19 protein-coding genes are annotated in these 19,919 nt (G+C 59.2%); 9 read left to right on the top strand and 10 right to left on the bottom strand.

Annotation, left to right across the window (positions count from 1 at the left end):
* Nucleotides 1–413: 413 nt before the first annotated feature.
* Together AC6I7A_RS02245 and AC6I7A_RS02240 are read right to left on the bottom strand one after the other, a co-directional pair.
* Nucleotides 414–2,153, bottom strand: a complete 1,740-nt coding sequence (locus tag AC6I7A_RS02245; protein ID WP_058957622.1) for a penicillin-binding transpeptidase domain-containing protein — start codon at nt 2,151–2,153, stop codon at nt 414–416.
* 277 nt (nt 2,154–2,430) lie between these two features.
* On the bottom strand, nt 2,431–4,704 hold the full coding sequence (locus AC6I7A_RS02240) for a molybdopterin guanine dinucleotide-containing S/N-oxide reductase (protein ID WP_058957623.1): 2,274 nt from the start codon (nt 4,702–4,704) through the stop codon (nt 2,431–2,433).
* A 190-nt stretch (nt 4,705–4,894) separates the two neighbouring features.
* Between AC6I7A_RS02240 and galR the strand changes: the two genes are divergently transcribed.
* The 3 genes from galR (at nt 4,895) to nrdG (ending at nt 8,710) form a co-directional block, all read left to right on the top strand.
* Nucleotides 4,895–5,896 carry an HTH-type transcriptional regulator GalR gene (gene galR, locus AC6I7A_RS02235; protein WP_009092386.1) on the top strand — a complete coding sequence of 334 codons (1,002 nt, stop codon included), beginning with the start codon at nt 4,895–4,897 and terminating at the stop codon, nt 5,894–5,896.
* Between the two features lie 211 nt (nt 5,897–6,107).
* Complete coding sequence (nrdD, locus tag AC6I7A_RS02230; protein WP_009092387.1) at nt 6,108–8,246, top strand: anaerobic ribonucleoside-triphosphate reductase; 2,139 nt, start codon at nt 6,108–6,110, stop codon at nt 8,244–8,246.
* The gene (nrdG, locus tag AC6I7A_RS02225; RefSeq protein WP_046101097.1) at nt 8,243–8,710 is read left to right on the top strand and encodes an anaerobic ribonucleoside-triphosphate reductase-activating protein; all 468 of its coding nucleotides are present in this window, start codon (nt 8,243–8,245) and stop codon (nt 8,708–8,710) included. The genes nrdD and nrdG overlap by 4 nt, the downstream gene beginning before the upstream one ends.
* Here the strand turns inward: nrdG and AC6I7A_RS02220 are convergent.
* Nucleotides 8,702–9,337, bottom strand: a complete 636-nt coding sequence (locus AC6I7A_RS02220) for an NAD-dependent epimerase/dehydratase family protein (protein WP_058957624.1) — start codon at nt 9,335–9,337, stop codon at nt 8,702–8,704. The two genes, nrdG and AC6I7A_RS02220, sit on opposite strands and share 9 nt — an antisense overlap.
* 146 nt (nt 9,338–9,483) lie before the next feature.
* Between AC6I7A_RS02220 and AC6I7A_RS02215 the strand changes: the two genes are divergently transcribed.
* Nucleotides 9,484–10,005, top strand: coding sequence for a type 1 glutamine amidotransferase domain-containing protein (locus tag AC6I7A_RS02215; RefSeq protein WP_009092391.1), 522 nt, complete (start codon nt 9,484–9,486; stop codon nt 10,003–10,005).
* A 33-nt stretch (nt 10,006–10,038) separates the two neighbouring features.
* Here the strand turns inward: AC6I7A_RS02215 and AC6I7A_RS02210 are convergent, their stop codons facing one another.
* Complete coding sequence (locus AC6I7A_RS02210) at nt 10,039–10,467, bottom strand: YhbP family protein (RefSeq protein ID WP_058957625.1); 429 nt, start codon at nt 10,465–10,467, stop codon at nt 10,039–10,041.
* Nucleotides 10,468–10,544: 77 nt separating this feature from the next.
* On the opposite strand from AC6I7A_RS02210, the gene AC6I7A_RS02205 reads away from it, so the two are divergent.
* Entirely contained in the window at nt 10,545–10,838 is a 294-nt protein-coding gene (locus tag AC6I7A_RS02205) for a GIY-YIG nuclease family protein (protein ID WP_009092393.1), read from the top strand.
* Here AC6I7A_RS02205 and AC6I7A_RS02200 read toward each other — a convergent pair.
* Both AC6I7A_RS02200 and ubiT read right to left on the bottom strand, forming a co-directional pair.
* The gene (locus AC6I7A_RS02200; protein ID WP_009092394.1) at nt 10,822–11,328 is read right to left on the bottom strand and encodes a GNAT family N-acetyltransferase; all 507 of its coding nucleotides are present in this window, start codon (nt 11,326–11,328) and stop codon (nt 10,822–10,824) included. The two genes, AC6I7A_RS02205 and AC6I7A_RS02200, sit on opposite strands and share 17 nt — an antisense overlap.
* Nucleotides 11,322–11,846 carry a ubiquinone anaerobic biosynthesis accessory factor UbiT gene (gene ubiT / locus AC6I7A_RS02195; RefSeq protein ID WP_058957626.1) on the bottom strand — a complete coding sequence of 175 codons (525 nt, stop codon included), beginning with the start codon at nt 11,844–11,846 and terminating at the stop codon, nt 11,322–11,324. The genes AC6I7A_RS02200 and ubiT overlap by 7 nt, the downstream gene beginning before the upstream one ends.
* A gap of 205 nt (nt 11,847–12,051) precedes the next feature.
* Here ubiT and ubiU point away from each other — a divergent pair, with 205 nt between their 5' ends.
* From ubiU to AC6I7A_RS02180, 3 genes are all read left to right on the top strand, one after another.
* Nucleotides 12,052–13,047, top strand: coding sequence for a ubiquinone anaerobic biosynthesis protein UbiU (ubiU, locus tag AC6I7A_RS02190; protein WP_058957627.1), 996 nt, complete (start codon nt 12,052–12,054; stop codon nt 13,045–13,047).
* 9 nt (nt 13,048–13,056) lie between these two features.
* On the top strand, nt 13,057–13,935 hold the full coding sequence (locus AC6I7A_RS02185; RefSeq protein ID WP_058957628.1) for a U32 family peptidase: 879 nt from the start codon (nt 13,057–13,059) through the stop codon (nt 13,933–13,935).
* A 115-nt stretch (nt 13,936–14,050) separates the two neighbouring features.
* Nucleotides 14,051–15,061: a luciferase-like monooxygenase gene (locus AC6I7A_RS02180; protein WP_058957629.1), complete on the top strand. Its 1,011-nt coding sequence runs from the start codon at nt 14,051–14,053 to the stop codon at nt 15,059–15,061.
* Here AC6I7A_RS02180 and AC6I7A_RS02175 read toward each other — a convergent pair whose 3' ends face one another.
* Nucleotides 15,062–15,982 (bottom strand): AraC family transcriptional regulator, encoded by a 921-nt coding sequence (locus tag AC6I7A_RS02175; RefSeq protein WP_185155355.1) that lies wholly within the window; start codon nt 15,980–15,982, stop codon nt 15,062–15,064.
* A gap of 173 nt (nt 15,983–16,155) precedes the next feature.
* Here AC6I7A_RS02175 and AC6I7A_RS02170 point away from each other — a divergent pair, with 173 nt between their 5' ends.
* On the top strand, nt 16,156–16,902 hold the full coding sequence (locus AC6I7A_RS02170; protein WP_058957630.1) for an SDR family NAD(P)-dependent oxidoreductase: 747 nt from the start codon (nt 16,156–16,158) through the stop codon (nt 16,900–16,902).
* 55 nt (nt 16,903–16,957) lie between these two features.
* On the opposite strand, the gene AC6I7A_RS02165 is transcribed toward AC6I7A_RS02170, so the two are convergent.
* From AC6I7A_RS02165 to nlpI, 3 genes are all read right to left on the bottom strand, one after another.
* A complete protein-coding gene (locus AC6I7A_RS02165; protein ID WP_009092402.1) occupies nt 16,958–18,850 on the bottom strand; it encodes a DEAD/DEAH family ATP-dependent RNA helicase in 1,893 nt (630 codons plus the stop codon).
* A gap of 16 nt (nt 18,851–18,866) precedes the next feature.
* Entirely contained in the window at nt 18,867–18,923 is a 57-nt protein-coding gene (yrbN, locus tag AC6I7A_RS02160; protein WP_098053093.1) for a protein YrbN, read from the bottom strand.
* Between the two features lie 105 nt (nt 18,924–19,028).
* Complete coding sequence (gene nlpI, locus AC6I7A_RS02155; RefSeq protein WP_009092404.1) at nt 19,029–19,913, bottom strand: lipoprotein NlpI; 885 nt, start codon at nt 19,911–19,913, stop codon at nt 19,029–19,031.
* Nucleotides 19,914–19,919: the final 6 nt, after the last annotated feature.

Here is a 19,919-nt window from a genome sequence, read left to right as displayed (position 1 = left end):
TTAAACTCTTCAGCTAAGCAAAAAAGAAATCCCGGAATGTGCGGAATGCGGCATGGAGAAACGGCAGTGAAGCGTGAACTGCCCGATTTCAGGGGAGCTATTATCCGTGAAAGGTGACGCGCCTTTCCATTGGCAAACTGTCAGGGTTTCGTTAAGAACGATGAGGATTAGCAGGCGTTTTTACGCTCTCCCTGGCCGCATGCAGGCAAAAAAAAACCCACGCTTCTGCGTGGGTTGGTGTAATAACAGGGTCTCACCGCCGAAGCGGTGTTGTTTTCACACCCATCAATACCTCTGGGATCGCTATCGTCGCACTGATTTGCCCTGCGGTGACAGCGTGAAAACGCAACCGAATTCGGGGAAGTGCAACGAGGTGTGAAAATTAGCCACCCCGCGCTTACACTCTGATTTATCTAGGATTTATCTGAAGCGCCGGTGACCGGCTTGCTGTAGATTGCGTCCGGCGCGATGTTCATGTGCTTCAGCACCGGCCCCATGATGTTGCCGAACACCGGAGCGGCCACCGAGCCACCGAAGTGATCGCCCGCCGTCGGATGGTTAATCATCACCACCAGCGCCACTTCAGGATGACTGGCGGGCGCGAGACCGGCGGTGTAGTTGACGTAGCCGCCATCATATTTGCCGCTGGTGCCCATCTTTTCCGCCGTACCGGTTTTGGTTGCCAGCCGGTAGCCCGGCACCGCCGCCTTCACTCCGGTGCCGCCCGGCAGCACGTCGCTCTCCAGCATATGCACCACCTCTTTGACCGTTTCCGGATTCGCGACCTGCTTGCCCAGAACCGGCGGCGTCACGCGGGTGATCGACAGCGGACGGTAGACGCCATAGGAGCCGAGCGTGGCATATTCACGGGCAATCTGCAGCGGCGTGACGCGCAGACCATACCCGAACGAGAAGGTGGCGCGTTCGATATCGGCCCAGCGGGCGCGATGCAGCGGGAAGTAACCCACACTTTCGCCGGTCAGGCCTAAGCCGGTCGGTTTACCCAGTCCGAACGCATGATAGGTGTTGACCAGCGCTTCGGCGGGCATCGCCAGCGCCATATGCGAGACGCCGATGTCACTCGACTTCTGCAGGATGCCGGTCATGGTCAGGCGTGGCCAGTGGCCGACGTCGCGGATCAGGTGCCCGTTAACCCGATAAGGCGTGGTGTCGATCACCGAGTCGGGCCGCACCAGATGGCGCTCCAGCGCCTCCATGACCACTAGCGGCTTGACGGTCGACCCCGGTTCGTAGCTGTCGTTGATGGCCGAGTTACGCATCTGCGCCGGCGTGGCCCCTTCATAGTTGTTGGGGTTGAACGACGGATAGGAGGCCATCGCCAGAATCTCGCCGGTGTCGATCTTCACCAGCACGGCGGCGCCGGAATCCGCCTTGTTGAGCAGCACGCCGTCGCGCAGTTTGCTGTAGAGGGTGTACTGATCGTATTTGTCGATGCTGAGCTGCACCGTTGGCGGCTGCGTCGGCGGCTGATAGTTAATCATTGAGATAATGTTGCCCGCCGCATCCTGGCGATAGACCTCTTTGCCCGGCTCGCCCTGCAGCACCTTATCAAAGCCTTTTTCCAGCCCGTTCAGACCGACGTTATCGGCCCCGACGATGCCGATGAGCGGCGCAGAGGCTTCGCTCATCGGATAGAAGCGGCTGTCATCATAGACTTCGCTGATCCCCTTTAGCTTCAGCTCTTTAATATCTTTGGCGATCCCCAGTTCGATTTTGCGCCCCAGGTAGAGAAAGCGGCGTTTCGGGTTGGCGGTGATCTGCGCGGCCAGCACGTCGGGACGGGTGTTGAGCGCCGCGGCAAGATAGGCCCATTTGGCACTGCTAAAATCGGGGTTACTCTCCAGTACGCGCTGCGGATCGGCGATCACGTCGCGCGACGGCACGCTGAGCGCCAGGGCTTCGCCGTTACGATCCAGCAGGGTGCCGCGACTGGTAGGCAGCGTGACGGTTCGCAGCGATCGCTGATCCGCTTCGTGCTCCAGCATCGGCTGATTCAGGAACTGCAGGTCCGCGACGCGCGCCAGCAGCACCACCAGACAGGTCATCACACCCAGGCAGATCAGCCGGAATCGGAAAGGGTTAAAGGGGGCTTTTATCTGGTCTTTTCCCAGTAGTTTTTTAATCCGGGGCATGGCGTTCCGCTGCGCAAAATAAAGAAAAGGGGCTAAGCCAGCAGTTATAAAGAAAGCGCGGTCCGGATAACAGGAAAACTGTGTATCAGTTCGTTATCGGACACCGGTTGGCGGCAAAAAAAAACCTGCGCATCTGCGCAGGTTGGTGTAATCAAGAAAATCTATTGATGTTCACCCATCAATACCTCTGGGACTCTGACTGTAGCAAGGGCGATTGATCGGCTGCCATCACTCAAACGCAACAGTTACCGGCAAAATGTAACCAGCCATGAGATCTTTACGCTATTCTGCAATCCTGATGTTTTTTGATTTCCACCAGGCAACTCATGGCGTTTGGCCCCTGGGTCAGCGACGAGGTACCGATGTCGAGCGTAAGGACGTTAGGGTTCCCTGCGCGATCGTAAGGCTGCCACGCCTGGCCAAAGCCAGGATCAAACCAGGCGCCGGTGGCGATGATCACCACGCCCGGCGTGACCCCGTCGGTGATCCGCACACCCGCCAGCATCACCCCGCGAGCGTTGCTCACCTCGATCTCATCGCCCTCTGCCAGCCCGCGTGCCGCCGCATCCTGCGGATGCATGTAAAGCGTTTCGTGGCCGGCGGTTTTATTCCCCTGCACCGTATCGGTGGCGTCCAGCTGACTGTGCAGCCGGTCGGCAGGCTGAATGGAGATCATGTGCAGCGGATAGTCGCGGCTGACCGGCGATCCCAGCCACTCCTGCGGCTCACGCCACTCCGGATGCCCGGCGAAATCGTCCAGCTGATAATCCGCAATGGTCTGGCTGAACAGCTCGATTTTGCCGCTGGCCGTTTTAATCGGATTCGCCTGCGGATCGGCACGGAAATCCTCCATAAACTGATAAGGCTTGCCGCCTTCGGGAATTTCCACAAATCCGCGCTGCCAGAACTCATCAAATTCCGGAAAATCGATCCCTTTACGCTGATGTGCCGTGGCGCACTGCTGATAGAGATGCGCAATCCACTGCATCTCGCTGCGCCCTTCGGTGAAGGTGTCGCGGTAGCCCAGGCGCTCCGCCAGGTCAGCAAAGATATCGAAGTCGTTACGCGCCTGATGCTGCGGTTTAATCGCCTGATGCATTGCCAGCACAAAGCGGTCGCGTGACGAGCCGCCGATGTCGTTGCGCTCCAGCGTGGTGGTCGCGGGCAGGACGATGTCCGCCATCCGGGCGGCGGGCGTCCAGACGATATCCTGCACCACCACCGTATCGGGCCGCTGCCAGCCCGCCACCAGCCGGTTCAGCTGCTGATGATGATGGAAAGGATTGCCGCCCGCCCAGTGCACCATGTGAATGTCGGGATAGTGCAGCGTCTCGCCCTGAAAACGGTAAGGCTGACCGGGATTGAGCAGCATATCGCTGATCCGGGCCACCGGAATCGACAGCCCGGCGGGGTTAGGACCGGTGCTCATCATCGGGGCAGGCCCCTCCTGACGCGGGTTACCGACGCTGTTCATCGAGCCGTGACCAAATGAGAAACCGGCCCCCGGCAGACCCGGCTGACCGAGCATCGACGACAGCGCAATCATCATCCAGTAAGGCTGCTCGCCGCGATGGGCGCGCTGAACCGAATAGGAGCAGGTCATAAAGCTGCGCTTGCCGATCAGCTGCTGCGCCAACTGCACAATACGATCGGCCGGAATGCCGGTAATGCGGCTGGCCCAGCCGGCGGTTTTCGCCACGCCATCCGTTTCGCCCAGCAGATAGGCACGCAGCTGCGGCCAGCCGGTGCAGTGACTGGCGAGAAACGCCTCATCCACTGCGCCACGCTGGTTGATCTCATACCCCAGCGCCAGCATCAGTGCTACGTCGGTATTAGGGCGAATCGGAATCCACTCGGCGTTCACAAATTCCGGGCAGTCATCGCGCATCGGACTGATGTTAATCACCGGCGTGCCTCTGGCCGCCAGCTGCTGCAGCGCCGGTTTCAGGCTGTGCTGCCCCGCCCCGCCGGAGGCGACCTGAGCGTTTTTCAGCGCCAGTCCCCCGAACGCGACAAAAATCTCAGCATGTTCGACCACCTGCGGCCATTCGGTCACGCGGCCGGTCAGTGGCATATAGGTGCCAATCACATAGGGCAGGAAAAACTGCGCGGCTCCCCAGCTGTAGTTGCCCTGCTGATCGACACCGCCGCCGCCCTGAAAATAGAAGCGACGCACCAGGGTGCGGGCGTGGTTAACGCGACCGGCCGATGACCAGCCGTAGGAACCGTTGAAAATGCCTGAGGCTCCATAGCGCTCACGGACGCGGCGATTCTCTTCCGCCACCAGGTCCAGCGCGGTCTCCCAGTCAACGGCAACAAAGTCTTCGCGGCCACGCAGCGTGCGGTCGCTGTTTTCGCGTGACTTCAGCCACGAGCGCCGCACCATCGGCTGACGGATGCGTTTGTCGGAATAGACCAGTTCTGGAATGGTGTGGATCATCGGTGACGGATCGGCATCGGCGAAGAAAGGTTCGCAGCCCGTCAGGCGATCGTTTTCAGTGACGGCGGTAAAGGCGCCCCAGTGCGCCAGGTGTGGCACTTTGGTTTTCATCGTTGTTTTTCACGGTAGCCAGGGGGGACAGGGAGCATAACATGGGGCGGCCTCTCAGCAGAAGATGTGCCTGCGGGTCCGATTTTGCCCCTTTTTGCGACGACGCTGGCATTCTGTCGGGTTGATGTGTCTGCCCTTTTCCGTAACACTGATGCGATGTGTAAACGTTTTCCCCCGGACAGGTCAACGCATGGCTACCATAAAGGATGTTGCGCGACTGGCTGGCGTTTCTGTCGCCACAGTCTCCCGTGTAATCAATAATTCTCCCAAAGCCAGCGACAGCTCCCGACAGGCCGTAGGCCAGGCGATGGAGCAGCTTCAGTATCACCCGAATGCCAACGCACGCGCGCTGGCGCAGCAATCGACCGAAACGCTGGGTCTGATTGTGGGCGACGTCTCCGACCCCTTTTTTGGCGCCATGGTGAAAGCCGTGGATGAGGTCGCAGGCGACACCGGTAACTTTCTGCTGATTGGTAACGGTTACCATAATGAGCAAAAAGAGCGGCAGGCAATTGAACAGCTGATGCGCCACCGCTGTGCGGCGCTGGTGGTTCACGCCAAGAAAATTCCCGATGCGGAGCTGGAAGTGCTGATGAAGCAGGTGCCCGGTATGGTGCTGCTGAACCGGCTGATAAAAGGCTTTGAAAAGCGCTGTATTGCGCTCGACGACCGCTACGGCGCCTGGCTGGCGACCCGCCATCTCATCCAGCTTGGCCACCAGAATATCGCTTTTATCTGTTCGACCCACACCATCTCTGATGCCGAAGATCGCCTGCAGGGCTACTACGATGCGCTGAAGGAGCATGGCCTGCCCTGCAGCGATCGGCTGGTCACCTGGGGCGAACCGGATGAGGTGGGCGGTGAGCAGGCGATGACAGAACTGTTAGGGCGCGGCAGGAACTTTACCGCTGTCGCCTGCTACAACGACTCCATGGCGGCAGGCGCGCTGGCGGTGCTGAGCGACAACGGCGTGCGCGTGCCGGAAGAGATGTCGCTGATTGGCTTCGATGATGTGCTGGTGTCGCGCTATGTGCGTCCGCGCCTCACCACCGTGCGCTATCCGATTGTCACCATGGCGCAGCAGGCGGCTCAGCTGGCGCTGGCGCTGGCCAACGACCAGCCGCTGCCGGAAGTCACCCATATGTTCAGCCCGACGCTGGTGCGCCGCCATTCGGTAAGCGGCCCCGCCTGACGTCACGGCGGCGGGTCCGGCGCATCCGCGCTCCCCGCCGCTCCCCCGCGCCTGACGATAACCTACCCTCTCTTTTTATACCCGCCAGCACGATCCACTATGTAGAGCCTTCTTTGTTTCAGGTCAAAACCGCGCGCATTAATTTCCGGAAATCACTACATGTAGGGAATAGAATTCCCAGAACCCCAATATGTGGTTCATGGAGAGAGAAATGGCGACGGTGGTAATCAAACGTGATGGGTGCCGGACAGGCTTCGATGCGCAGCGTATTGAGCATGCGGTATTGGCGGCGGCACGGGCCGTAAAGGTCGATGACAGCGCCTGGTGCGCGCAGGTCGCTGAGCGCGTCGCGGCGCAGCTGGCCAATCGTCCGGAAGTGGATATCGGTGAGATTCAGTGCGCAGTCGAAGAGACGCTGATGGCGGGCCCCTGGCCGCAACTGGCTCGCGCCTATATTGAATACCGTCACGATCGCGATGTGGCCCGCGATCGGCAGAGCCAGTTGCATCACGCCATTCGCGGGCTGGTCGATCAGACCAACGCCGCGCTGCTGAATGAGAATGCCAACAAAGACAGCAAAGTGATCCCGACGCAGCGCGACCTGCTGGCCGGGATCGTGGCGAAGCACTATGCGCAGCAGCAGATCCTGCCGCGCGATGTGGTGCTGGCGCACGAGCGCGGCGAGATCCACTACCACGATCTCGACTACTCCCCCTTCTTCCCGATGTTCAACTGCATGCTGATCGATCTTAAAGGCATGCTGACCAACGGTTTCAAAATGGGCAATGCCGAGATCGAGCCGCCCAAATCGATCGCCACCGCCACCGCCGTGACGGCCCAGATCATCGCGCAGGTCGCCAGCCACATTTACGGCGGCACCACCATCAATCGCATCGATGAGGTACTGGCGCCGTTTGTTAAGCAGAGCTATGCCCGGCATCTGGCGATCGCGGAACAGTGGCAGATCCCGCAGGCAGAAGCGTATGCGCGCCAGCGCACCGACAAAGAGTGCTATGACGCCTTTCAGTCGCTGGAGTATGAGGTGAATACCCTGCACACCGCCAACGGACAGACCCCGTTTGTCACCTTTGGTTTTGGTCTGGGAACGGACTGGGCAGCCCGCCTGATCCAGCAGTCGATTCTGCGCAACCGCCTGGCCGGACTCGGTAAAAACCGTAAAACCGCCGTCTTTCCCAAACTGGTGTTCACCATTCGCGAAGGCGTTAACCGGCGTGCAGGCGACGTTAACTATGACATCAAACAGCTGGCACTGGAGTGTGCCAGCAAACGGATGTATCCCGACATCCTCAACTACGATCAGGTGGTGAAAGTCACCGGCTCGTTTAAAACCCCGATGGGCTGCCGCAGTTTTCTTGGCGTCTACGAAGAGAACGGCGAACAGATCCATGAGGGCCGCAACAATATCGGGGTGATCAGCCTCAATCTGCCGCGCATCGCGCTGGAAGCGGGCGGCGATGAAGCGCGCTTCTGGCAACTGCTGGATGCGCGTCTGCTGCTGGCGAAGCGGGCGCTGATGACGCGGGTGGCGCGACTGGAGAAAACCAAAGCGCGCGTGGCCCCCATCCTCTACATGGAAGGGGCCTGCGGTGTCCGGCTCAACGCCGATGATGAGGTGGGGCCGATTTTCCGCAATGGCCGCGCCTCCCTGTCGCTGGGCTACATCGGCCTGCATGAAACCCTGAATGCCCTCAGCGGCGGCCAGAAGCACCCCTATGATGACGCGGCGCTGCGCGCCAAAGGGGTGGAGATCATCGCCTATCTGCGCGCTGCCACCGATCGCTGGAAAGCCGAAACCCATTACGGCTTCAGCCTCTACAGCACGCCGAGTGAGAATCTCTGTGACCGCTTCTGCCGTCTGGACGCGGCGCAGTTTGGTCTGGTGGCGGGCGTGACGGACAAGGGCTACTACACCAACAGCTTCCATCTCGACGTTGAGAAGAAGGTGAATCCCTACGATAAAATCGACTTTGAAGCGCCCTATCCACCGCTGGCGAATGGCGGATTCATCTGTTACGGCGAATACCCGAACGTGCAGCACAACCTCAGGGCGCTGGAGGATGTCTGGGACTACAGCTACGACCGCGTGCCCTACTACGGCACCAACACCCCGATTGATGAGTGCTATGACTGCGGCTTCAACGGTGAGTTTACCTGTACCAGCCGCGGCTTTACCTGTCCGCAGTGCGGCAACCACGATCCGGCGCGCGTCTCCGTCACCCGGCGGGTCTGCGGCTATCTCGGCAGCCCGGATGCGCGGCCTTTTAACGCCGGAAAACAGCAGGAAGTGCAGCGCCGGGTGAAACATCTGGCAGAAGGACCGCTGGGATGATGCATATCCATCGCTACTACGATGTGGATATCGTGAATGGCCCCGGCACCCGCTGCACGCTGTTTGTCGCCGGTTGTGAACATCAGTGTCGCGGCTGCTACAACCAGAGTACCTGGCGAACCGACTCCGGCGTGCCTTTTACGCTGGCGATGGAGGAGCAGCTGCTGGCGGATTTGCAGGACACGCGCATTCCGCGTCAGGGATTGTCGCTGAGCGGCGGCGATCCGCTGCATCCGCACAACGTGCCGCACATTCGCCGTCTGGTGAAGCGGGTGCGCCAGAGCTGTCCCGGTAAAGATATCTGGCTCTGGACCGGTTACCGGATGCAGGAGCTGAATGCCGCGCAGCGCGCCGTGCTGATCTATCTCGACGTGCTGATTGATGGCCGTTTTGTCGAAGAGGAGAAGGATGCCTCGCTGCCCTGGCGCGGCAGCCGCAATCAGATCCTCTGGCAGTTACGCTGAGTGACGCGGGATGTCGCCCGACTCAATGATAGTGACGCTTTCGCCCGCCGGGGTGAACGCCTGCTGATGCAGACAGCGGGCCACGTCACGTGCGCTCACCGCCCGCCAGTGACCCGGCAGCAGAGAAAATAACGGGGCCATCAGGCGTTCCCCCGGACGCGTCTGCGCCCGCTCGCCCAGCAGTAACGAAGGCCGTACCAGCGTCAGGTGCGGCCAGCCCTGATGGCGCAATGCGTTTTCCATTTCGCCTTTCACGCGATTGTACAGGAAAGGTGAGTGACGGCTGGCACCGTGGGCGCTCACCACCAGCATCTGTTTTGCCCCCAGCCGCAGTCCGCTCAATCCGCTGTCCACCACCAGGGTGTAATCGACGTGAATAAACGCCGCTTTGCTGCCCGCCTGCCGGCGCGTGGTGCCCAGACAGCAGAACACCGTATCCAGCGAAGAGTGCAACGGCCCGAGTACATCGGTCAGATCGTCCTCCACCGGGTTGACGACCTTACGCAGGACAGGCAGCGGACGACGGGTTGGCGCGATGATCTCATCGACGCGCGGATCCTCAATCAGTAAGCGCAGCAGATGCGACCCGACTAAGCCGGTGGCTCCGGTCAGTAATACGCGATTCATCTCAGATTCATCCTTATTTCACTGCTGACAGCTTAAAAGATAGCTGATCTTAACGGTCTGGCTTGCGTTCTCGCCCATAGCGGCCAGGCTTAAATCCTGATCCGGAAAGCGCGCCTCGCGCTCCACTGCTTTAAGGAGGAAACAAAATGAGCAAGAAAGTTGCGGTTTTGATTACCGATGAATTTGAAGACTCAGAATTTACGTCACCTGCTGAGGTCTACAAACGCGCCGGGTTTGAGGTAGTGACTATTGAGAACCAGGCCGGAAATGTCGTAAAAGGCAAAAAAGGCGAAGCCGAAGTGACCATCGATCGCAGCATTGACGACGTCAGCCCGGCTGAGTTTGATGCGCTGCTGCTGCCAGGCGGTCACTCGCCGGATTCGCTGCGTGGCGATGACCGCTTTGTCGCCTTCACCAAAGAGTTCGTCGCCAGCGGCAAGCCTATCTTTGCTATCTGCCACGGACCCCAGCTGCTGATCAGCGCCAACGGCGTGCGTGGTCGCAAGATGACAACCGTAAAAGCCGTTGCCATCGACCTGATCAACGCCGGTGCCGACTTCCATGATAAGGAAGTGGTGGTTGACGGCGATAAGCTGGTGACCAGCCGCACCCCGGCCGATTTACCCGCCTTCAATCGCGAATCTCTGCGTATCCTCGAAGCGCTGTAAATCCGTTGCGCCCTTTTCGCTGAAAAGGGCGTTTCAGCTTTCCCGCCGCCAGCTGATCTTCTTACCAAATCCCAGCGCATTGTCGGTCATCTTCACCTCATCAAGCTGAATCTCCCACAGCGGTGCTGAGACTTTGCGCGACACCGGAAACCGTTTCTGATAGGCGGCTCTGGCGACCTTCTCCGTTTCCTCCTCCAGCCGCACAATCCGGCCACGATACTGCACCCCTTTTATCAGCAGCACGCTTCTGGGCTGGCCATTGACGGTGCCCGCGACCTGCGGATTCTTCAGCATCAACGCCCCGTGACGGGTGTCGGGCTCGGTCATAATCCAGAACACCATGCGCGCTTCATCGAAGACGTAGTAGCAGTTAGCGCACCAGAGTTGATCGTCGGCGGCAGAGCAGAGAGAAAGCACATGTTGCTTTCGGAGATAGCGAACCAGATGGGCGTGATCGGACAAGGTAAACTCCTGGCGATGCACCGGAGCGTGAAGCGCGCTACACTGCCCGGCACCTTTTTTTTGGGAAATGATTGCGAATGAGTCAGCAGTGGCAACTCTACATCGTCCGTACGGCGAAAGGGAGCCTGTACACCGGCATCACCACGGATGTGATGCGCCGGTTTGATCAGCACCAGACCGGACGCGGCGCCCGCGCGTTGCGCGGCAAAGGTCCACTGGCGCTGGTGTTTCACTGTGATGCAGGTGACCGTGCCAGCGCCTCCAGACTGGAGTATCAGGTCAAGCAGCTGACCCGTCAGCAGAAACTCCAGTTAGTGGCGGGTCAGCCGGTCAGCCTGGAGAGCTGGCTGGGTATTACAGCAGGCGATTAAAGGGCTCGGCGAAGTCGATCTCCCCGTCTGCGCCCTCAAACGCCGTCTCTGCCAGGCGATAGACCTGGAACGTCGCCTCGCTGTCCGGCCAGCGGCTGTGCAGGCCGACGCGGGCCGCCGGTTCAAAGCCAAAGCGGCTGAAGAATGCCGGATCGCCCAGCACGACCACCGCGCTGTAACCGAACTCGTTGAGGGTATCCAGTCCTTCATAAATCAGTTTGCTGGCAATGCCCTGCCCGCGCAGCGTCTCATCCACCGCCAGCGGGGCCAGCGCCACCCAGCCACGATCTTCACCTTTAACGCTGACCGGACTGAATGCAGCATAACCCAGCACCTGTCCCTCATCATCAGTGGCGACCACGCCTAAGGTTAACAGGCCATCTTCGCGCAGCGACTGCGTCAGTTCCGCCTCGGCGGGCGACGTGAAACAGCGTCTGAGCAGCGTGTCGATGCCTGCGGCATCCACGCCAATTTCGCTACGGATCAGCATAGGGCACCTGCGCGTGCCTGTCCGGCCTTCGCGTCCTGTTTCATCCCGGCGTCGACAAAGGCCGCCATCTGCTGAATTGCCGTGCGTAACGCGGTGGGCATAGCCTCGGGTTCAATAGCATCCATTACGTTCTTCACCTCAAGTCCCAGTTCAGTGTCCCCTTCAATCACCAGACGGCGTTGAAAGAAGAGCATGTCGGGATCTGCTTTACGTGCTGCCACCAGCAACAAATCATTGGCATTGCCCCGAAACCAGACATCCGCTTCGGACTGTTGCAATACCACCAGCCGGCCGTCCTGCAGCGTGGTAATCCATTGCAGATTGAGATCGGCAATCCCGATACCCAGCAGGCGACCTTCCAGAAAGTCTAACTCACCTTCAGATAAAGCATGACGAAATTGCCAGTTTAAGAGTTGTTGCAGAAGCCGCTTCTTGACCGGGAATGGGGTAAGCGCTGCGGGTAAGCCTAAGATTTCCGGAGCCTTTTTTACAAAATGGGCATGAATCCGCTTTAACACTTTTGTCCCTCCCTTCAGAAAATTTTACGTATATTGCCATATCCGTTTCGACACACCTCATCCGGGATCAATAAAAATCGCGCTCCCGGGAGGAAAAAAAGCCGCGCCGGTGGGGAGGAACGGAAAATTCACTGCCCCAAATCAATACGCCTCCCGGCGCAGATGCCTAGACTCGACGCCCATCTGCATGTTGAGAGGAACACCTATGGAACTGCTCTGCCCGGCAGGCAACCTGCCCGCAGTGCGCACCGCCGTCGAGAATGGCGCGGATGCGGTCTATGTGGGGCTGAAAGATGACACCAACGCCCGCCACTTCGCGGGCCTGAACTTCACCGACAAAAAGCTGGCCGAAGCGGCTCGCTATCTGCATCAGCATCGCCGCAAACTGCATGTGGCAATCAATACCTTCGCCCATCCGGACGGCATGGGACGCTGGCAGCGGGCCATTGATGTGGCGGCGCAGAACGGGGCCGACGCGCTGATCCTCGCCGATATCGCTACCCTGGAGTATGCGGCAACGCACTATCCCCAGGTGGAGCGCCATCTCTCCGTGCAGGCGTCAGCCACCAATCTGGAGGCGATTCGCTTTTATCATCGCCACTTTAACCTGCAGCGTGTGGTGCTGCCGCGGGTGCTCTCTCTGCATCAGGTAAAGCAGCTGGCGCGCAGCACGCCGGTGCCGCTGGAGGTGTTCGCGTTTGGCAGCCTGTGCATTATGGCGGAAGGCCGCTGCTACCTCTCCTCGTGGCTGACCGGTGAGTCGCCTAACAGCGCCGGCGCCTGTTCTCCGGCGAAATTTGTGCGCTGGCAGCAGACGCCGCAGGGCATGGAATCCCGCCTGAACGAAGTGCTGATCGATCGCTACGCGGCGGATGAAAGCGCGGGGTACCCGACCCTGTGCAAAGGACGGTACGAGGTCAGCGGCCAGCGTTATCACGTGCTGGAAGAGCCCACCAGCCTGAACACGCTGGAGCTGCTGCCGGAGCTGCTGCGGGCCGGGGTCGCCTCGGTCAAGATCGAGGGTCGCCAGCGCAGCCCCGCCTATGTTGCTGATGTCGCGCGCGTCTGGCGTCAGGCGATCGATCGCTGTCAGGCCCAGCCGGAACAGTTTGAGGTGGCGCCCAGGTGGATGCAGACGCTGGGCGATCTCTCTGAAGGTACACAAACCACGCTGGGTGCTTATCACCGTGAATGGCAATAAGGAGTCATGATGCAATATGCCATCGGGCCGGTGCTCTGGTACTGGTCAACCCCCACGCTGGAAGAGTTTTACCAGCAGGCTGCCCGCAGTAGCGCGGAGATTATTTACCTCGGCGAAGCGGTGTGCAGTAAACGCCGCGCGACGCCTTATGGCCGCTGGATGGAGATGGCCCGTGACGTCGCGGCCAGCGGCAAACAGGTGGTGCTGAGCACCCTGGCGCTGCTGCAGTCCCCCTCTGAACTGAAAGAGCTGCAGCGTTATGTCGAAAACGGCGAGTTCCTGATTGAAGCGAATGATATCGGCACGGTTAACATGGCCGCTGAGCGCCACCTGCCCTTTGTGGCAGGCCCGACGCTGAACGTCTACAACGCTGACACCCTGCAACTGCTGGTCAGGGAGGGAATGACGCGCTGGTGTATGCCGGTTGAGATGTCACGCGACTGGCTGCTGCAGCTGCTGGGACAGTGCGAAACGCGCGGTATCCGGCAGCAGTTTGAGGTGGAGGTAATGGGCTACGGTCATCTGCCGCTGGCGCTCTCGGCACGCTGCTTTACCGCCCGCTCGGAAAACCGCGCGAAGGATGATTGCGAAACCTGCTGCATCAACTATCCGACAGGCCGCCGCGTCAGCTCGCAGGAGGGGCAGCCGGTGTTCGTGCTCAACGGCATTCAGACCATGAGCGGCTACTGTTACAACCTGGGGAACGATCTGGCGGGGATGCGGGAGTGGGTCGACTGCGTCCGGCTCTCTCCGCAGGACAGCACCACGCTGGCAGAGATAGACCGTTTCCGGGCCAATGAGAATGGTCAGGCTCCGTTAATGGTCGCGAAAGGCTGCGATTGCAATGGTTACTGGCGCAAACTGGCGGGTATGACGCTGGCATCCTGAGTAAAAGCACATACCGGCTATATTCCTGCTGAGGTTAGCAGTTTTAATATAAGGAATGATGCGTAATACTAAATGATGCAGACTTTAATGCCTGCGCCATACAACGGGAGTAGTCATGTCTGATAAAAAACCTCTTCGCCTGTCCGTGCTGGATCTCGCGCCGATCCCTCAGGGTGCGACCGCGCGGGATGCGTTCCACAATTCGCTGGCGCTGGCGCGTCAGGCTGAAAAACTGGGCTACCAACGCTACTGGCTGGCTGAACATCACAACATGACGGGGATTGCCAGTGCTGCGACGTCGGTGCTGATCGGCTATCTGGCGGCCAATACCGAGACGCTGCAGCTGGGATCGGGCGGCATTATGCTGCCTAACCATGCGCCGCTGGTGATTGCCGAGCAGTTTGGCACACTGGCTTCTCTCTATCCCGGCCGTATCGATCTCGGCCTGGGTCGTGCGCCCGGCTCTGACCAGCGCACGATGATGGCGCTGCGTCGTCATCAGGCCAGCATGCACGCCGACACCTTTCCTGAAGATGTGGCTGAACTGATTAACTGGTTTGATGCGGAAGCGGATGCACAGCCGCCGGTACAACCGGTCCCGGGCCTCGGCCTGAAGATCCCGGTCTGGCTGCTCGGCTCCAGCCTCTACAGTGCGCAACTGTCAGCCCGGATGGGTCTGCCGTTTGCCTTTGCCTCACATTTTGCGCCGGATCAGCTGTTCCAGGCGCTGCACGTCTACCGCGAAAACTTCCAGCCCTCGGCGCGACTCGACAAGCCGTATGCCATGGTCTGCATCAACGTGGTCGCCGCTGACAGCGAGCGTGAGGCACGCTTCCTGTTTACCTCGCAGCAGCAGCAGTTTATCAACCTGCGCCGCGGCAAACCGGGCCCGTTACCGGCGCCGGTTGAGAACATGGATAACCTCTGGTCACCGTCAGAGCAGTATGGGGTTCAGCAGGCGCTCAGCATGTCGCTGGTCGGCGATGGGGATAAGGTGCGTCACGGGCTGGCGTCACTGATGCGTGAAACTCAGGCGGATGAGATCATGGTCAACGGCCAGATTTTTGACTCCGCGGCGCGCCTGCGCTCCTTCGCCATTGCGATGGAGGCCGCCAAAAGCCTCTAGTCAGTTTTGCGGTGGGGGCGCAGTTTCCGCGCTCACCGCCAGCTGACGACTGTCCCTGGCCGGGGACTGCCCGTAGAGGCGGCGATACTCCCGGCTGAACTGTGACGCACTCTGATACCCTACCCGATAGCCTGCCGTCCCGGCATCCAGCTTTTCCACCATCATCAGCCGTCGCGCCTCATTCAGCCGCAGCTGTTTCTGATACTGCATCGGCGTCATTGCCGTGACCGCTTTGAAGTGATGATGCAGCGAAGAGATGCTCATGCCGACACTGCTGGCGAGCTGGTCAATCTTCAGCGGCTGATGAAAATTCTCCCGCAGCCAGCGGGCCGCCTGCGCCACCCGGTTACCCGGCCGCTCAGCCAGCGCCATATTCAGAATGCGCGACCCTTCCGGTCCGGTCAGCAGCCGGTAGAAAATCTCCTGCTCGATCAGCGGGGCGAGCGCCGGGATATCCTCAGGATGGTCAAGCAGCCGCACCAGCCGCGTTACCGCCTCCACCAGCCACGGCGACATCTTATGCACGGTAATGCCGCGTTCGTTGCGGGCCGTGGCGGGTGACAGCGTCGGGGGAAACTGGTCGAGGTAGCGCATCAGCCGGGATTCATTGATGGCGATGCCAATCCCCAGGTTAGGTTTTTCCGGCGTGGCGACCGTGACGCAGGCGCGCACCGGCATATCCAGCGTCACCAGCAGCAGATCGCCCGGGCCATAATGCAGCACCTCATCACCGATGTGCAGCGCCTTGCTGCCCTGTGCGACCAGCGCGAAACTGGCCCATTGGGCAAAGTGCACGGGCTTCGTTGGTGCGGAGCTGCGACCAAAGAACAGGTAGTCAATAGCACTCGCGTGCCGTCCATCCTCCGGCGCATGCCGCGCAATCAACCGGGCCAGCGCCTGCCACGTATCATTCTCTGTCACCGGGTCATCTCCCTTCATCATCTCAGCCGATATTACCTGAGCCGGTGCGCCATGCCTGTGTCGCAGCGACACTTTTGCAGGATCGGGCAAAAAGCTTGCAGGATTGCGCTACCCGGATGGGTCAGCGGCGCGCATAGTCTGTCAACGCAATCATTACGGCGGAGATCAGGATAATGAAGGCACTACAGAATAAAATCGCGCTGGTAACGGGAGCATCAAAAGGCATTGGTGCTGCTATCGCCATCGCCTTTGCGACGGCGGGCGCACGGGTAATCGTCAATTATCAACAGGACGAGGTGGGTGCGGCTGACGTGGTCAGCGACATTCTTGCCCTGGGCAGTGACGCGGTGGCGGTGCAGGCGGATATCTCTGTGCAGCAGGACGTGGAACGGCTGTTTGCAACCACCGTCGCCTGTTTCGGCGCGCCAGACATCGTGGTGAATAGCGCGGGCCGCTTTCATCACGGCGCTTTTGAGGCGCTGACCCAGGAGGAGATGCAGCAGCAGATCAACGTTAACCTGCTTGGCACGCTGCGGGTCTGTCAGCAGGCGATTCATCACTTTCCTGCCCACGGCGGCATCCTTATCAACCTCAGCGCCCTGAGCAGCCAGAACAGCACGCCGGGTTCCGTGCTCTGGGCGGCGACCAAGGGCGCGGTAGATACCCTGACACAGGGGCTGGCACGCGAACTGGGTGCCAGAAACATTCGGGTTAACGCCCTGGCACCGGGAATGATTCTGACAGAGGGATTGCTGGCGGCGAAGAGGATGAGCCCGCAGCTTAAAGCGCAACTGCTGGCCGCCACGCCGCTGGGGCGCTTTGGTCTGCCGGAAGATGTGGCACAGGTGGCGCTGTTTCTGGCCTCGGAGGAGTCCGCCTGGGTCAGCGGCGAGCGCGTCATCATCAGCGGCGGAGCCTGATCGGCATAAAAAAAGGGAAGCCAGTGGCTTCCCTTTTTGTTACGACATGAGGTCGTTATGCGTCACGACGACGTGGTGCGGCTGCGCCATCTTCACGACGTGGACCACGGCCGCCTTCGCGGTTAAAGCTGCGACCGCCTTCACGACCACCGTCACGGCGCTCAGAAGAGAAGCGACGACCACCTTCACGGTTGCCAGCGCCTGGGCCATTGCGACGATCGCCACCGGCCGGACGACGGTCACCACGACCTTCGTTTGGCTGAGCATCACCCAGTAACTGCATATTCATCGGCTTGTTCAGAATACGTGTACGGGTGAAGTGCTGCAGCACGTCGCCTGGCATGCCTTTCGGCAGCTCGATAGTCGAGTGGTTACCGAACAGCTTGATGTTACCGATGTAACGGCTGCTGATGTCGCCTTCGTTAGCGATCGCGCCAACGATGTGACGAACTTCAACACCATCATCGCGACCCACTTCGATGCGGTAGAGCTGCATCTCGCCAACGTCACGACGTTCGCGACGTGGACGGTCGCCATCGCGGCTGTCACGTGGACCACGCGCTTCGCGGCTGTCACGACGGCCATCACGATCGTCACGATCGCGGTATTCACGACGTGGCGGACGTGGCGCTTCCGGTGGCAGAATCAGAGGACGTTCGCCCTGTGCCATCTTCAGCAGTGCCGCGGCCAGCGTTTCCAGATCCAGTTCGTCTTCTGGCTGCATTTTAGTCAGCAGAGCACGGTACTGATCCAGATCGCTGCTTTCCAGCTGCTGCTGAACTTTCGCGGCAAACTTCGCCAGACGACGCTGACCCAGCAGTTCTGCGTTTGGCAGTTCAACTTCCGGAATAGTCAGCTTCATTGTACGTTCGATGTTGCGCAGCAGACGACGCTCGCGGTTCTCGACGAACAGCAGCGCGCGGCCAGCACGACCGGCACGACCGGTACGGCCGATACGGTGAACGTAAGATTCTGCATCCATCGGGATGTCGTAGTTAACAACCAGGCTGATACGCTCAACGTCCAGGCCACGGGCCGCAACGTCAGTCGCAATCAGGATGTCGAGACGACCATCTTTCAGGCGCTCCAGCGTCTGCTCACGCAGTGCCTGGTTCATGTCACCGTTCAGCGCGGCGCTGTTGTAGCCACTGCGCTCCAGCGCTTCTGCAACTTCCAGGGTCGCGTTTTTGGTACGTACGAAGATAATCGCCGCATCAAAATCTTCCGCTTCCAGGAAGCGAACCAGTGCGTCAGTTTTACGACCGTAAGCGGTCCAGTAGCTCTGGCTGATGTCAGGACGCGTGGTCAGGCTTGACTGAATACGCACTTCCTGTGGATCTTTCATGAAGCGTTTCGTGATGCGACGAATCGCTTCTGGCATGGTGGCAGAGAACAGAGCGGTCTGATGACCTTCCGGGATCTGCGCCATGATGGTTTCAACGTCTTCGATGAAGCCCATACGCAGCATTTCGTCCGCTTCGTCCAGCACCAGGCCGCGCAGGTTAGAAAGGTCTAACGTGCCGCGTTTCAGGTGGTCCAGCAGACGGCCAGGCGTACCCACAACAACCTGTGGTCCCTGACGCAGTGCACGCAGCTGCACGTCATAACGCTGGCCGCCGTACAGGGCAACCACGTTCAGGCCACGCATGTGTTTAGAGAATTCGGTGACAGCTTCAGCAACCTGAACCGCCAGCTCGCGGGTCGGTGCCAGCACCAGGATCTGAGGTGCTTTTACAGAAGGGTCAATGTTGTTTAACAGCGGCAGAGAGAACGCCGCAGTTTTACCACTCCCGGTCTGCGCCATACCTAACACGTCACGGCCCGCCAGCAGGTGAGGAATACACTCAGCCTGGATTGGGGAAGGCTTTACGTAGCCCATGCCATTCAGTGATTCAAGGATGTCGGCGTTCAGGCCAAGGTCAGCAAAAGTGGTTTGAATATCAGTCATGTAGTACACGTGCCTCTTAGATTGCGGCGGCCAGTCTACATAACTCGTCGTGAAAACTTTCAGTCATTTTCATCAAAAAGTGTGAACCGGCTCAAATTAGAAGTTTTGACGAACAGAAAAGCCCTCATCCCTGAAGATGATGACTTTACAGGTGTTACGGGCAAATTTAGTTCGTCAGCTATTGCTGGTCAGATTCTGATAAATCGTCTTGTGCCTGGCCGAGTTGCGCCAGTTCCAACAATGCGTATCGGTGTTCAACAAAGTTATTGACGTTGTTGGCCACCGCCAGTTTGAACAACGCTTTCGCGTCGTCCTTCTCCCCCAGACTTAGGTAGTACTTACCTAAATAGAAGTTGGTTTCACTGAGATGTTCAGCGAGCGAGGTGTTATCCGTTGCGTCCGCCTTGAGACTTTCCATCAACGTTTTCTCGTTGATATCTCCAAGGTAGAACTCGACAATATTCCATCCCCATTGGTCTCTGACCGCTTTGTCATGACGCTGTTGAAGCGCGACTTTTGCCTTGTCGGCATCCATCTCACGTTCAGCCAGATAGAGCCACAGACTGCGGAAAGGATCGTTAGGATCGTCTTGATAAAACGCCAGCAGATCATCTTGCGCTAACTTGTATCGACCGCCGTAATAGAGGGCGATACCACGGTTTAAATGCGCATAGTTGTAAGTTGGATCAAGCTCAAGTACAGAATCGAACGCTTCATAGGCGGCATCAAAGTTGCCCGCCTGCGTTAAATATATGCCTAAGTAGTTAAACACTTCAGGCATATCTGGTCTTATAGACAGCGCTTGCGAAAAATCGTTCCGCGCTAATGCCCGCAGACCTAAACTATCATACAACACTCCGCGCTCATATAACAGCTGTGCGCGTTCATCATCGGTGAGAGCGCGACTGGCAAGTATTTGTTCCATGCGCGCCAGTATCACTTCCTGCTGCAGTGTGGGCTGTAACGGCACTGCAAGAACTTCGTTCTTACGCCAATTGGAGTTGCTGCATCCTGCCAGCGTTAAAGCTGTCGCAACAAAACACCAGCGCAGAAAAGGCTTCATTTCCCA

Source organism: Type-F symbiont of Plautia stali (genome assembly GCF_059731105.1).
Note: the sequence above shows the minus strand (reverse complement) of the source record. Positions and strands in the feature narration are given on the sequence as shown.

Bases quoted from the DNA above. Each gene is read 5' to 3' on its own strand.
- AC6I7A_RS02165 (WP_009092402.1), bottom strand. From the start codon at position 18,850: ATGACTGATATTCAAACCACTTTTGCTGACCTTGGCCTGAACGCCGAC.
- AC6I7A_RS02200 (WP_009092394.1), bottom strand. From the start codon at position 11,328: ATGCTGATCCGTAGCGAAATTGGCGTGGATGCCGCAGGCATCGACACG.
- nrdD (WP_009092387.1), top strand. From the start codon at position 6,108: ATGGCGACGGTGGTAATCAAACGTGATGGGTGCCGGACAGGCTTCGAT.
- AC6I7A_RS02170 (WP_058957630.1), top strand. From the start codon at position 16,156: ATGAAGGCACTACAGAATAAAATCGCGCTGGTAACGGGAGCATCAAAA.
- nrdG (WP_046101097.1), top strand. From the start codon at position 8,243: ATGATGCATATCCATCGCTACTACGATGTGGATATCGTGAATGGCCCC.
- nlpI (WP_009092404.1), bottom strand. From the start codon at position 19,913: ATGAAGCCTTTTCTGCGCTGGTGTTTTGTTGCGACAGCTTTAACGCTG.
- AC6I7A_RS02180 (WP_058957629.1), top strand. From the start codon at position 14,051: ATGTCTGATAAAAAACCTCTTCGCCTGTCCGTGCTGGATCTCGCGCCG.
- AC6I7A_RS02215 (WP_009092391.1), top strand. From the start codon at position 9,484: ATGAGCAAGAAAGTTGCGGTTTTGATTACCGATGAATTTGAAGACTCA.
- AC6I7A_RS02245 (WP_058957622.1), bottom strand. From the start codon at position 2,153: ATGCCCCGGATTAAAAAACTACTGGGAAAAGACCAGATAAAAGCCCCC.
- AC6I7A_RS02240 (WP_058957623.1), bottom strand. From the start codon at position 4,704: ATGAAAACCAAAGTGCCACACCTGGCGCACTGGGGCGCCTTTACCGCC.
- ubiU (WP_058957627.1), top strand. From the start codon at position 12,052: ATGGAACTGCTCTGCCCGGCAGGCAACCTGCCCGCAGTGCGCACCGCC.
- AC6I7A_RS02185 (WP_058957628.1), top strand. From the start codon at position 13,057: ATGCAATATGCCATCGGGCCGGTGCTCTGGTACTGGTCAACCCCCACG.
- galR (WP_009092386.1), top strand. From the start codon at position 4,895: ATGGCTACCATAAAGGATGTTGCGCGACTGGCTGGCGTTTCTGTCGCC.
- AC6I7A_RS02220 (WP_058957624.1), bottom strand. From the start codon at position 9,337: ATGAATCGCGTATTACTGACCGGAGCCACCGGCTTAGTCGGGTCGCAT.
- AC6I7A_RS02205 (WP_009092393.1), top strand. From the start codon at position 10,545: ATGAGTCAGCAGTGGCAACTCTACATCGTCCGTACGGCGAAAGGGAGC.